The organism is Psychrobacter sp. PG1 (assembly GCF_014897815.1).
GTDB lineage: Bacteria > Pseudomonadota > Gammaproteobacteria > Pseudomonadales > Moraxellaceae > Psychrobacter.
Genome location: NZ_JABUZG010000084.1, coordinates 108,276 through 121,911, shown reverse-complemented (window position 1 = coordinate 121,911; position 13,636 = coordinate 108,276). Strand labels below are relative to the sequence as shown.

General features: G+C 42.8%; 8 protein-coding genes. 3 read left to right on the top strand and 5 right to left on the bottom strand.

The annotated features are described in order from the left end of the window. The first annotated feature begins 35 nt into the window (after nt 1-35). The gene (gene gspK, locus INT03_RS13685) at nt 36-1,103 is read left to right on the top strand and encodes a type II secretion system minor pseudopilin GspK (RefSeq protein WP_193009366.1); all 1,068 of its coding nucleotides are present in this window, start codon (nt 36-38) and stop codon (nt 1,101-1,103) included. A gap of 57 nt (nt 1,104-1,160) precedes the next feature. On the opposite strand, the gene INT03_RS13680 is transcribed toward gspK, so the two are convergent. The 4 genes from INT03_RS13680 to ychF all read right to left on the bottom strand — a co-directional run bounded on the left by INT03_RS13680 (nt 1,161) and on the right by ychF (nt 5,192). Continuing rightward, on the bottom strand, nt 1,161-1,841 hold the full coding sequence (locus INT03_RS13680; protein ID WP_045446867.1) for a TetR family transcriptional regulator: 681 nt from the start codon (nt 1,839-1,841) through the stop codon (nt 1,161-1,163). A gap of 104 nt (nt 1,842-1,945) precedes the next feature. Further along, nucleotides 1,946-3,352, bottom strand: a complete 1,407-nt coding sequence (locus tag INT03_RS13675) for a deoxyguanosinetriphosphate triphosphohydrolase (RefSeq protein WP_193009365.1) — start codon at nt 3,350-3,352, stop codon at nt 1,946-1,948. Between the two features lie 62 nt (nt 3,353-3,414). Further along, on the bottom strand, nt 3,415-3,915 hold the full coding sequence (locus tag INT03_RS13670) for a hypothetical protein (protein ID WP_087815014.1): 501 nt from the start codon (nt 3,913-3,915) through the stop codon (nt 3,415-3,417). 185 nt (nt 3,916-4,100) lie between these two features. Beyond that, complete coding sequence (gene ychF / locus INT03_RS13665) at nt 4,101-5,192, bottom strand: redox-regulated ATPase YchF (RefSeq protein ID WP_193009364.1); 1,092 nt, start codon at nt 5,190-5,192, stop codon at nt 4,101-4,103. A 373-nt stretch (nt 5,193-5,565) separates the two neighbouring features. Here ychF and INT03_RS13660 point away from each other — a divergent pair, with 373 nt between their 5' ends. Continuing rightward, entirely contained in the window at nt 5,566-7,758 is a 2,193-nt protein-coding gene (locus INT03_RS13660) for an ATP-dependent helicase (RefSeq protein WP_193009363.1), read from the top strand. A 44-nt stretch (nt 7,759-7,802) separates the two neighbouring features. Further along, the gene (locus tag INT03_RS13655; protein WP_193009362.1) at nt 7,803-8,759 is read left to right on the top strand and encodes a WG repeat-containing protein; all 957 of its coding nucleotides are present in this window, start codon (nt 7,803-7,805) and stop codon (nt 8,757-8,759) included. Nucleotides 8,760-8,980: 221 nt separating this feature from the next. Here INT03_RS13655 and INT03_RS13650 read toward each other — a convergent pair whose 3' ends face one another. Beyond that, on the bottom strand, nt 8,981-13,618 hold the full coding sequence (locus tag INT03_RS13650; protein WP_193009361.1) for an AAA domain-containing protein: 4,638 nt from the start codon (nt 13,616-13,618) through the stop codon (nt 8,981-8,983). Nucleotides 13,619-13,636 lie beyond the last annotated feature (18 nt).

Below are 13,636 nucleotides of genomic sequence, written 5' to 3'. Positions count from 1 at the left end.
TACCATTGGGTCAATAATAAAGGCGGTTTAATTTAATGACAGCGCACTCTCAGCGCGGAGTAGCGCTGCTCACTATCTTACTATTGGTGGTCAGTATTACCGTGGTGGCGGGGGCGATGCTTGCCAGTCAAAAGATTGCTATTAGGCGTAGCGGCTTATTGTTTGATCAAAATCAGCTGTCACAAGATATCAATGCTGGTCAGCAATTAGCCATCACGATGATTCGTGCTGACGATAAGCTGAATGACACAGATAGTGAGCAAGACATTTGGGCGCAGCCATTACCGCCTTATCTTTTAGCCAATCATAGCATCAGTATCGAATTGCGTGATGAAGCCAGTCGTTTTAATATTAATAACTTATATCAGAATGGCGTGGTTGATAGCGCCGCCTTAGCCATATTTCAAAGACTGTTGACACAATTAAATCTAGAACCTGATATTGCCATTGCTGTTCTTGATTATCAAGATACGGATAGCGACGTTTACCAAGACGGTGGTGATGAGAGTGTGGTTTATGCTCAGCAATCAAGTGGCTCAGCGAGTAAGACTTTGCCCAATCAAGCATTGGTCAGTGTCGATCAATTGCAAGAGATTCGAGGGGTAAATGCTGAAGTACTAGCGGCACTACGTCCTTATATTACGGCGGTTCCTTATCATGTGCCTATTAATGTCAATACTGCCAGTCCAGTTTTGCTGGCTGCACTGATAGATGGCGCAACCAGCCAACAGATGCAGGGGTTGGTCGATATGCGGGCAAAGCAGGCGTTAGCCTCTATCGATGATGTGTGGAAATTGCCGATGTTGAGCAGCTTGAATGATGATCAGCGAAAGGCGTTAAAACCACTGCTCGCAGTCGATAGCCAAGCCTTTTTGGCGCTTATTACCGCAACGGATAGTGCAAGTCTTGGTCAACAAAGACAACGGTTTGCAACCGTACTGATTAGTAAAATTGCGACTGATGCTAGCGCGGCAGCAGGGAGTAATGCGAATAACAGCACGCCTAACAATAATAATGGCAATAATGAGAGTGGCAATAATAAACAAGCCAAAGAAATTAAAGTGGTGACACAGCGTTTATGGGCATTTAGACCCAGTTTCTAACGTTGAGCCACCTAAAAAGAGTCTCAATCAGTGCCGCGGTAGAATATCTGATGCCACCTAATCTCCTAAGTGCGTCTCTTCCGTAGATTTCCAGTTATAAGCACCATAAAACAACATCTGTGCTTGGCGAGTGCAATTATGGAGCATCAGCTGTTTATTTTCTTCAATCTCATTCAGATCGATTTCATCATCATGGTCTTCAGTATAAGTCAGCTCCAACCAATCGATAATCCAAGAAAAGAACATATTTACCCCAGCTTCAGCCAGTAGGCGACGGTCATAGGCGTTGATATGAGTAAAAGCAGGCTGTAGCGCTAAATCATCAGCCAAGCTTTGAGCATGTTTTTTGACAAGTTCGTTAATGGCTTTGCGTACAGCTTCTGAGCCACCGTAGCGCTCACTGACTAAAAATTGCCAGTAATAAGGCTGATCACTGACCATATACAAGAACAGCTGAATGCTCTTAGCAATTTGGCGATCAAAGCTACGTTTACGCCCAATTTGCAAGCTATCGCTTAGGATCGCCAGCGTACCGCCTAGCTCTTCTACCACCAATGCTCGACCAAGCGATTCCATGTCATCGAAATGCCGATAAAATGCGGTCGGCACCACGCCAACCTCACGCGTTACTTGCCGGAGGCTGATTGAGCTAAAAGACTGCCCTGTCATACATAAATCAAGGACGGCGTTAAAAAAGGCGTGCCGAGTTTGAAGTTTCTTTTGTTCGCGACTGCTCATAATATTTCAAAATTGTCCAATAAGGGTTTATCATACTCATTTCAGCGTAAAAATACGACTGAAATACGCAACTTGTGTTAATTTACTAGACCTGCACGGGTCTTTTAAACCATCGTACCCCAATGGCCTTGTAACTCTTGTGCCAATCGATACGCCTCATGATCATTCATCCCAGTGATAAAGTCCAATATATTTAAGATATTGTGATAGACATTATCTGATAATATCCGCCGATGCTCATCAAGATGTGGCTGTAACAACATGAGTAGGCGCTGCTGCTCAAAGGAGATAGGGGTAGCTTTTGCGTTTGTCCAAGCCAGTGGTATAAAGGCGTCTAATAATCGGTGCAAGCATTGATTGGCCATCAATTCCATACGTACTTTGCTTGGGTGATTGAATATTTTCTCACGTGCCAATTGCTTGGCCTGCAAGATGCCATTTTGCACATTTGCATCACAATGGGTAAATAAACTGCCTTGTAGTGTACCAGCCAGCAATGCATCACTGTTGGCGACAAAAGCATCGGTCACGGTATTGACCAAGCGCATCATCGCACGGGCTCGCAATGACGCTAAGCTCTGCCTGACAGACATGTGTACGGGCAGATTGATACTGTTAGGGCGCTTACCAATCAGCTCATAAAATATGGCGGCAACCTCACTATAGGTCAGCATATTGAGATTGATACCATCTTCTAAATCGATCAAGGCATAGCAAATATCGTCTGCCGCTTCTAGTAAATAAGCCAGCGGATGACGTGCAAAACCATCGTGCTGTGTTGAGCGCGGTAAATGCAAACAGGCTGCCAACTCTTCTAATTGTGCTGACTCGCTATAAAAACAGCCAAATTTTTGTACATTTTGATGGTATTTATCATTGTCATCGTTGCTGTGAGAGGCAAGCCACGGATACTTCATAAAAGCGCCTAAGGTCGCACAAGTGAGACGCATACCACCTTTATCGGGATGGTGCTCATTACGCGCCAACAGTCGAAACCCTTGTGCATTACCTTCGTAGGCCAGCAAGTCCAAGCGCTCGTTGCTACTTAACTTTTGTAATATCGCTTGAGGGTCAGGCTGCCTAAACCAATCTCGAATGGCATACTCTCCCGCATGACCAAAAGGCGGGTTGCCAATATCGTGAGCGAGGCACGCTGCTTGTACAATGACACCGACATCGGCTGGCGATACGCCTGCTGGTAGACCGCTGGCCAATTTATCATGGAGCTTTTCTGCTGCCATCATTGCTAGAGAGCGTCCAATAGAGGAGACCTCAAGCGAATGAGTCAGACGTGTATGGATACCGAGCTGATTGGTTAATGGATGGACTTGGGTTTTTTGATTCAACTGCCGAAAGGAGTGAGAAAATACCAGTCTGTCGTAGTCTTTGTGAAACTGAGAGCGAGTACTCGTATTGGTGTTAAACTTTTTGGCAGCACCAAGACGCTGCGAGTTGAGGAGATGAGACCATTGTGTGGTAGGAGACGGCAAAGAGGTTGGAGTAGTTAGCATATTGAAACATCCGAAACCAAGGGAGCCTCTAGCATAGCAAAATAGCGCCCTTGGTACAGCTACTAAGATTTCTGGCAGTTAAAAAGCACCTCTTCCTCTTCGATAGCTACATTGCTGCCCAATGTTTTATTTCGCAACGTTGCCTTGTCACCATTTACTTGCCATATAATGCCATGGGTATTATCTAATCCGATATCACTAGTATAGATGGTTTTTTCAGTACTGGCGTCGCTATCAGAAGTAGCGGTCAAATCGTATTCGATACCATCGATGAGTAGGTGCACTGTCTGCAATGGAGCATCATCATGGTAGGACACGCCGATAGTAGCAGTAGGCTCACAAGAGAATGGTGTGCTGTTGCTGGCATGTTCTGCATGATCGTGGCCTGCGTGCGCGCTTTCTTCGTGGCTATGACTTTCATGATTGTGTCCTTCATGACCTTTTTCCATAGCATCGTGCTCTTCATGAGCATGTTCAGCGTGATCGTCTACGGGCGTTACTTCTTCAGATACTACCGTATCACTTTCTGTATTAGGCTGACAGCCCAATAGAGAGCCTGTCATGATACTTCCTACAAGCGCAACACTGGCAAATCTAGAAAAAGAGAAATAGTCAGTCACAGTATAAGTCCTCAAATAGTAAAATAAAGATATGTTATAATATAACAATGTTAAGATAAAATAAAGCCGATGATGGAGAATTTCCAACATCGGCTTATTAACTATCAGTCAGGATGTACCGCTTAACGTTACACGTTAAATCTAAAGTGCATGATATCGCCATCTTGTACGATATAGGTTTTGCCTTCTAAGCGTGATTTGCCAGCGGCAGCTGCGCCTTTTTCACCGTTGTATTCGATAAAATCATCATACGCAATGACTTCGGCACGAATGAAGCCGCGCTCAAAATCGGTATGAATCACGCCAGCAGCTTGCGGAGCCGTTGCGCCAACTGCAACCGTCCAAGCGCGCACTTCTTTAACACCAGCAGTAAAGTAAGTCTGCATATCTAGCAAGTCATAACCACCGCGAATGACTTGATCAAGACCAGCTTCTTCCATATCCATCTCAGCTAGGAAGTCTTTTTTGTCGTCTTCATCAAGCTGAGCGATTTCAGATTCGATTTGGTTGCATAGAGCGATAACGATAGAATCTTCGCCAGTCGCATAGTTGCGTACCGCATCAAGGTAAGGGTTATTTTCAAAGCCATCTTCACTGACGTTAGCGATATACATGGTTGGTTTTAGGGTGATTAAACCATAGCTTCTGATGAGTTTTTTCTCATCTGCATCCAGATTGGCGGCGCGTGCTGCCTGACCTTCTGCTAATAATGGCTCAACTTTTTTGAAGATATCAAGTAATGCTTGCGCGTCTTTGTCGCCACCTTTAGCCTTCTTGGTTTGGTTGTGAATGGCACGCTCAACGGCCTCTAAATCTGCCAATGCCAATTCAGTATTAATGGTTTCGATATCATCAATCGGGCTGACGCGACCATCAACGTGGACGACGTTGTCATCATCAAAACAGCGTACGACGTGCGCAATCGCATCAGTCTCACGAATGTTGGCTAGGAACTGGTTGCCCATGCCTTCGCCTTTTGAAGCACCAGCGACTAGACCTGCGATATCCACAAACTCCATCGTCGTTGGTAATACACGCTCAGGCTTAACGATATCAGCCAATTTCTTTAGGCGTGGGTCAGGTACTGGTACGATACCCGTGTTGGGATCTTTGGTGCAAAATGGAAAGTTTTCAGCGGCGATACCCGCTTTGGTCAACGCATTAAACAAGGTGGATTTACCCACGTTTGGTAGGCCGACGATGCCGCAATTAAAACCCATAACATTCTCTCAATATAATAATAAAATCAGTTGGTATAAAGATTGGTTAAATGATAAATCAAAATTGGGCACATTGTAGCAAATTTACCTGAATAGGGGTGAGGTTGTTGTGTTGTATACTGAGATTTTGCGTTCGGTCATGACTGGCAATTTTGCTGTTTTATCGATTATGGTAAGCTGTGCTATAAAACGATAGTTTGGCTTGTCGGCGTATAACAGGTAAGCGCCTACGACTCGTTACACTGTACGAGCAGACCTCATTATTAACGCTAACTGTATTAATGTGCTAATTGATGACATGCCCTAGGTATAAATGATAAATGCGCCGTATCGATAAAGGCCGCTAAAATAAAATGAAAGGCAAAACCCTATAATGACTACCACGATTTTTGACACGCACAGCTATAACTATCCACAGAACTTCATCGAAATTAAGTCCAAGCTGGCACGACTTGAGCAGGCAATTAAAAAGCTAGAGGCAAATTTAATCGATGCTAATAATGCTGCAAATATTGAGCTGTTAAGTGACAGGCTGAATAGTGAATTAGGATTAAAAGTAGACTATGCCCGTGAACTAAATCCTGACCAGTTATTAGCAGCCACAACTATCGACGGCAAGGTGCTAGTCATTGCTGGTGCAGGCTCTGGCAAGACTAAAACGCTCACGTACCGTACCAGTTATTTATTAGAGAGTGGGGTCACGCCCAAAAGCATCTTGCTACTGACTTTTACGCGTAAAGCAGCGAATGAAATCAAAGGTCGCGCCAAAACCTTACTTGCGAATACCTTATTTGATAAACAGTCTGATGAAGACTTGGTAAAGGATAAGCTGCCAACTGATAAACGGCTCAACGATATCACCAGTGGTACTTTTCACTCATTCTGCAATATGCTATTGCGCCAATATTCAGGGCTACTCGGTATAAATCCACGATTTACGATTTTAGACACGGGCGATAGCGAAGATGCCATCGACTTAATTCACAAAGAAAAAAAGTATCCCGCGCAAAATAAGAGCCAAGCATTCCCGCGCAAAAAGACACTGCAAAATATCATTTCTAGCTCTCGGAATAGACGTATTCATATCCGTGATTTAATCGAAAGCAGTTATCCTGATATCGCCGTACATATTCCGATTATTGAGCAATTGGCAGTCGATTTTCATGAGTATAAGCGTGCCAATCATCTCTACGATTTTGACGATATTATCAGTCAGGTCGTGCGCCATTTAAAGACGAATGATACCTTTCGCCAAATGCTACAAAACCAATATCGCTACATCATGGTTGATGAATATCAAGATACCAATATTCCGCAAAAGCAGCTGATAGATTTGATTGGTGCATCTGAGTCGGTATCGCTGATGGTGGTTGGTGATGACAATCAAAGTATTTATGCTTTTCGCGGTGCCAATTACGAAAACATTCTGTTATTCGGTGAGACCTATCCCGATGCCAAGCTGATTAAGCTCGAACAAAACTATCGCAGTACGCCTGCTGTTTTGGATTATATCAATGCTCTGTCAGCGCAAATCACGCTAGGCTATCAAAAAAAATTGTACTCTGGCGTATCGATAAGTGGGGATAAGCCAGTGTTTAGCCGCCTAAGCAATGAGACGAAAGAAGCAAAATATATCGCTGACAAAATCATCGAGCTAAAGTCAGATCATGATTACAATGATTTTGCGGTACTGTGCCGAACCTCGTTTCAGTCCAATTATGTACAGTTAGAATTTATGGAGCGTCATATTCCATTCATTGTGGTGGGCGGTATCAAGTTCATTGAAAGGCGACATATCAAAGACGTTTTGGCATTCGTTAAAGTCCTCTACAACCCGAATGATACGATTGCTTGGCATCGCATTTTAACCTTATTCCAAGGCGTGGGAACAGTAACCGCGACGCGTTTGACCCAAGCGATTAATGCCGATGACAACTCCTTTGAGCCACTACTCACGCCAAAGTTTGCTAAAAAAAGCGCACAGCTTGAGCCTTTATATAATACGCTGACTAAGGCAAATCAGGCTGAATCCGTCGAGACAGTCATCGAGCATGTTTTAGCGTTTTATGTTCCCATCCTAAAAACGATTGAGGAAAATTGGCGAGAGCGCAACGAGGACTTTCGTGTGCTCAAAAATTTGGCAATAGAACACAGTAGCCTTGATAACTTCTTAGAAAATTTGGCACTCGATCCGCCTAATGATTCGGTCGCAGCCATGGATAAACCAGAGGATAATGACACAGATAAAGTGACTATTTCGACCATTCACAGTGCCAAAGGGCTGGAGTGGCCAGTGGTGTTTGTTAACTCATTGGTCGATGGTATCACGCCGCACTATCGCTCTTTGGATGATTTTGAGGAGCTAGAAGAAGAACGAAAATTATTCTACGTTGCTTGTAGTCGCGCCAAGAGCAGACTGTATCTAACGGCACCTGATTACTTTGCCAGTTATTCAGGGTATTTTGACAAGCCATCGCGGTTTATCGCTGAGCTGTCTGCTGATGAAGTGACTGTAGATATAGCTAAACATCCTAGTCTGGAAAATGATGATCCAGTGTGGTGGTAGTGTTTTATCGAATTCACAGTAATAATATTTCGAGGTATTAGGTTTTGTATAAGCAAATAGCTAAAGCTTTATTAGTCCCAATTATTGCTTCAATAAGTAGTTTTCCTGCTTTAGCTGTTGAGGACTGTATGCCGCCGACGAGTCACTATAGAAATATTCAATGTACTGATAATAAGCATCTATTTGTTGCTTATGATGACGATTATCGTCCACAAGCGTTACTCAATATAAAAGGTAAAGTAACAGCTAGTCTCAAAGATTTTGATAAAGTTGAGGCGTGGTTGTACAGCGATGGATTTTTTCCTGTTTTAAAAAACGATCAAGTCGGCTATATCAACGAACAAGGTAAACTGGTCGTACCTACTATTTACGACAACTTAATAGATCCTAATAATAAATATAATGAGGTTTGGGCAAACCCTGTTTATCAAGGTAAAATTGTCGTTGTAAAAGATGGTGCATATGGTGTCATCGATACTAACAATAAAGTTATTCTCAGTTTTGAAAATAACTACGCCATGATGGATTTTTTTAGCAATGACAGGGCTCCTGTTTATGACTTTAATACGGAGTTATGGGGTCTTATAGACACTAACGGTAAAGAAGTTGTTGCCCCGCAATACGACGGTCTGGATGGTCATTTGGGTGGACACTATGGTTTTCATGAAGGTCTGCTCGGTGTAATTAAAGATGATAAATGGGGGTTTGTTACCAAGACGGGAGCTGTTGCTGTCCCTTTCATTTATGATGAAATAAGACCTTTTAGTGAGCAGCTCGCTGGCGTGCGTAAAGGTAATCGTTGGGGCTTCATAGATGGTGCCAATAGAACTGTCATTCCTTTCAAGTTCTCGGACGATAAAGTACAGAGGATGAGCGTTACTTCTTTTGGTGCAACGTATTTCAATTTTAATAATGGTACAGCGCAGATAGAAGAGAAAAGTGATGGTACGTCTGTCTGCATTAACAAGCTAGGTAAAATAGTGGCTTGTAGTGAATGGTGATTCTTTAAGTTTAAGTATAGTCAAGTTCATATAAATCAGCTACATCGTCAGCCTCGATAACCATACTAATGTATAGCTTGCACTCGGCTTCCTCGTATCGGAATTATTTAAATTCAAATATAGTTAAGAACAGAAAAATCCGTGCTTTGATAAAAGACGGATTTTTCTTAAGATAATTATGATAGTCGCTATGAACTGAGTATCTAGCAGGCTATAAATGTCTAGGTCTCAGCTTCAATATCGAGTATGGGTTCTTCAACCGTAGTGACGACTCTAGACTCAACGTATGAGCTGCGATAGGAAGTGTCTCTAGTTATTGGATAAATCTCTAAACCTTCCAATTCTAATAATAAATCTTGAATGACTTCATCTTTACGGGTGACAAAAGTGGAGGCAAAGCAGCGCCAAAATTTCCAGCCAGCACGCTCAAGAATACGCTGAAGCTGCATGTCGCTGTCCCATTTATCAGGTCCATGATATCTGTCACCATCACACTCGATAGCTAGGCTATTATCATTTTCACCTTCTACTACCATATCGATTCGGTATGCACCTGCTTTCACCTGTGGGGTGACTCGATAACCTCTCTCTACAAGAATATCAAAGACTTCCTGTTCAAAGGGTGACTCACATTTATCACGCAAGTCAGCTACTTGCTCTTCGTCTTGCATAAATGGCGCTTGAAAGTGTTTGATGAGTTCAGCGCGATAATGGTCAGCTTGGCTTAGTTCATCCAGTTCAATACTGCGTACCAAATACATTCTATCGCGCGCTCTTGAAGCAGCGACATTCATCCGCTGTGCGAAGGTATCTCTCGTTTGTGCATGGGCCGCTCCGGGTACCACTACCAATGACAAAAACATGATATCGCGCTCTTTACCTTGAAAGGTTCTAGCATCACCGCAAGCGATATCAAAAGTAGTCATGAGAGCCTCATCCAGTTCTTTGTTGAGTGCTTCCATAATGCTATGCGCTTGCTTATTACCTAGCAATGAAACCACACCGATACTTTTACCTTTATAAGCTGGGTCAGAAACGATTGTTTTGATTTCATCGACGATAAATCTCACTTCTGAAGGATTGATATCCGAGTAATTAATTCGATAGCCATCAGTAACGTATACGTCAATTAATGGAGGGTCCAAGCGTTCTGAAGGTTTGGCTTTGCGTAGTGGTATGAGCTCATGATTGTAAAACTCACGTTTTGAGAACTCAATAATAGGCGAAACACTACGAAAGTGCTCTTTTAGCATCACACTGCTATCTGCAAAAACGACTTTAAATAAATCATAGATTGAACGGTCAGGCGACATCTGTGAGCGATAAACAGGGACTTGATTGCTCAGATACTGTGCCATCAGATTGCGAATTTTTTCGATATCGAGACCTACGCCTTCTGGTGACACTTGCTTATCGTCACCAACGATTAACACTTTCTTGGCTCTCATGATGGCTGGCAATGCTGTTAAATCAGATTGAGAGGCTTCATCGATGATAACTAAGTCAAAACTGCCGAATTCTGCTGGCAAGGACTCAGAAATACGATAATGCGGCATAATCCAACACGGAATAGCAGCACTTGCTCCCGCAGAAGCTTCGCGCGCTTCACGGCGATAATAATGCGCGCCTTTGCCTGTTCCCTTACCGATACGCATAATGGCAGAGCGGTATTTTTCTAAAGAGGCTCTCACGTTTGGCGTCGCATTTTCTGCAACTTTTAGCCATGCTCTTTTAGTGATGGCTTCTTGATAGAGTCTGACTAAGTTTACTTCTAAATTGCCACGAGTTTTGGCCAGTTGCACCAATTCCTTGCGACCATCGATGCTGTCTATAAAGCTAGTCAATCTAGCAATTCGCCAAATCTGCTGCCAGTTATCTGATGCCAAGGTGTCTTGAGAATTATTATGAGGTTCATAACGCAATTTCTTTGCCCAAAGCGGTGCACCGTTATCTTCAATGAGTTGGGTAACGTCAGCGACTGTCTGTAAGTCTGTTGCAAGATTATTTACTCGTTGCAGCTCATTAAGCAGTTCTTGATAGTCTGCTTGTAATTCATCATCAGATAAACTCGGGTCACCAATATTTTGAGTGACAAAAGCCGTCATTTTTTCACTGATAGTGCCTTTGCAGTCAGCAAGGTTATTGAGTAAGGTCTCTTTTAACGTGAGACTTTCAGCCAGATTATGTCTCTTTAAATGTTGTTTAAGAACACTTTCAATCTCAGTCAAAATATCTTTGTTATAAGGTGCTGTAGAGATAACACCCCAATCTATAAATATAGTGCTTAACGCCTGCTTGATACTGTGCTGCAAGTTGTGACTAGCAACGATTTCATCGTATAGATGAACGGCTGAATGTAACGCAGACAGATTATTGGGCGATACTTCAAATATCGGTAAGGACAGCTCATTTGATAAAGCATTCCAGCGAAGGATAAGCGCTTGAGATTTTTTTCTAAACGTTATAAAGCTGGATATATACTGCCAGTCTGCCGTACTTGATGGCGCTGACGAGACTATTGTAATAGACTCAAGGCTTTTCTTCTCAGCAGATTTACCAAAAATGCCAGCGAGACCAAATGGCTTTTTGCCTTCAGATAAGTTTTTAACCGCGTCAACGAGCTCTGGATTTTTATCAAAATCATCAGTCATCGCAATAGGTTTGGTTAAATAAATCGTTCTCTCATCAAAAATGGCTTTGATTTCATCGTTTAGTATAGTGAGGTGGCCGATGATGTCTTGCTTAGTTTTATTAGCTAAATGCTGCTGAATATCCGTCGTCCAATTCTGGCCAGCCGTTACAATCTTTTGTAGCAGGTCAGTCAAACGAGATGTACTGGCAGTGATTTCCTGAGCAATATTTATCGTACTAGTACTGTCATTTATTAAGCTTGGTAGTTCTCCTTGCTGCTCAGCTGTTTGCGACTCATTGAGATAGCTCAAATCCTTATGAAGTTGCTTGATAGCGTTGGTAGGCGGCATGTCTGCAACCGCAGGAATTTTTTTATTAAGATAACCCAAATCATTGCGGAGATTTACTCTTGCATCTTTTAGCGCTGTGATATCAGCATGAGTAAATCGAGGTTTAAAGGTCTCTTCGATACCCAACTTATCGGGAAAGCTTTCGGTAAGCTGTCTGTTTTGAGCAACCTCAGTCGCAGCATCTATGGGCTTGATCGTTTCATTGTCGATAGTGATATCATCAAGGTTTAACCGTGCCCAAGCCGTAATTTTATGATCAGTGCTGGCTAACTGTGCATGGATGGTATCAATTTGAGTGTCAAACATGACAATGTCTTTTTTGTAGGCCTCGCGATTGATACTAGACACTTCGCTCGATATTTTTTTGATGGTATGTTCAAACTGCTTTAACCCTTCGTTTTCACTGGTCAGTAGGCTAACGGCGAGAGGGCGAATAGATTCAGGCAGTTGTCCTTGCAGTACTTTTAGAGCAGGGTCTTTCATCGACGTGACCAGTACCCGCTTGCCAAGTGCTAAGTAATGACAAATGACATTGGCAATAGTATGGGTTTTGCCTGTACCGGGTGGGCCTTGAACGACGACTCCATCGTGGACATCCAACTGCTTTATGATTTGTACTTGTTCATCGTTGAATGCTTTGGGGAAGTATAGCTCGGCTGGCGTACCGATATAGCTATCGCTGCCACTCACCATAGACAAACCACGATAAGCAGGCAGTATATATTCTTTGTTTTCTGTAGCAGGCTCTGTCAGCATTGCCTTAAGGGCGCTCGGCAAATCGATATCAGTGACCGATTCTAGCTGAATGGATAAGTTGTTTAAGTCTTGCAAAAAAATATTGTTACTTCTAGGACGCGCCATAATGACCCATGTGTTAGTAACAATCAGGTTGTTTTGCGCTTTAGGGATTTTTCGATCATCTGCAATAGTATGATCTGGCTGATAAGCGCCAGAGGAGTCAAGCAAAGTGACGGCTGATTTTAGTATAGGCTCATAGCTACTTGGCAAAAAAGGACTTAATGACACATCTTCTGAATCATAAAAGTCTTTGCTGTTTTTTAATAGTTTGGCCAAACCTTGATTTTCTTCTATAGAAAACGGTTCCGTTTCAAGCGTGGGAGCAGATAAGGTAGGCTTGATAAGTAATGCCATCGTTTTTTGATCTAAGGTAATTTCAACAGATTGTGTCAATAGGGGGTACTTTATCTGCTTGCTATTTTTCTCGTCGTCCGTGCTTTTTCGTAGGGCAACCCCTACACCCCATACCAGCTCTAGCTGCGCATCGGCGAGATTGCCCTGAAGCTGTTGATTCAGCATGAATAGGCTAGAATACAAAGCAATGCTTTGGCGAACGAGTTTCTCTTGCTCTAGCCAAGGTTGCCAAATGCTTTTGAGGTAATCGTTAAATTCATCTTGTAGAGATGCTCTGTCAGGAAAGTCTTTTAAGTAAACCTCTGCCTGTAATGGCTCATCTACTTCTAACGATTCATTTTTATGATTATTTTCAACTTCAAACGGAGTGAATACCTCTGTAGCGCCCGAGGACAAAAGACCATCATCGATGAATGATTGCACAGATGTTTTTTCTTTTAATGAAGGCTGCTCGCTAAACTTAGCTGGAAACTTTAACCAATGTGCTAACAGTGCGCTGTTGGGTTTAGGTGCTGAGTTTTCACGCAATCGCTCTAAACGAAGCCAAACGTCCTCTGAGGTATCGTCGGTGATGTTAAGGTTGATACCCGGCAAGCTTAATAATTGCTCCTCAGTACAAGTGAAATCACTGTGTTTAGCAAAATCTTGAGTAGGCGCTTTTTTCATCAAAGCACACTGCTTGATGAACTCAATTTGAGAGGCCAGTCTTTGTGCGTAAATACTCATTTGTTAAACCTTCTAAAT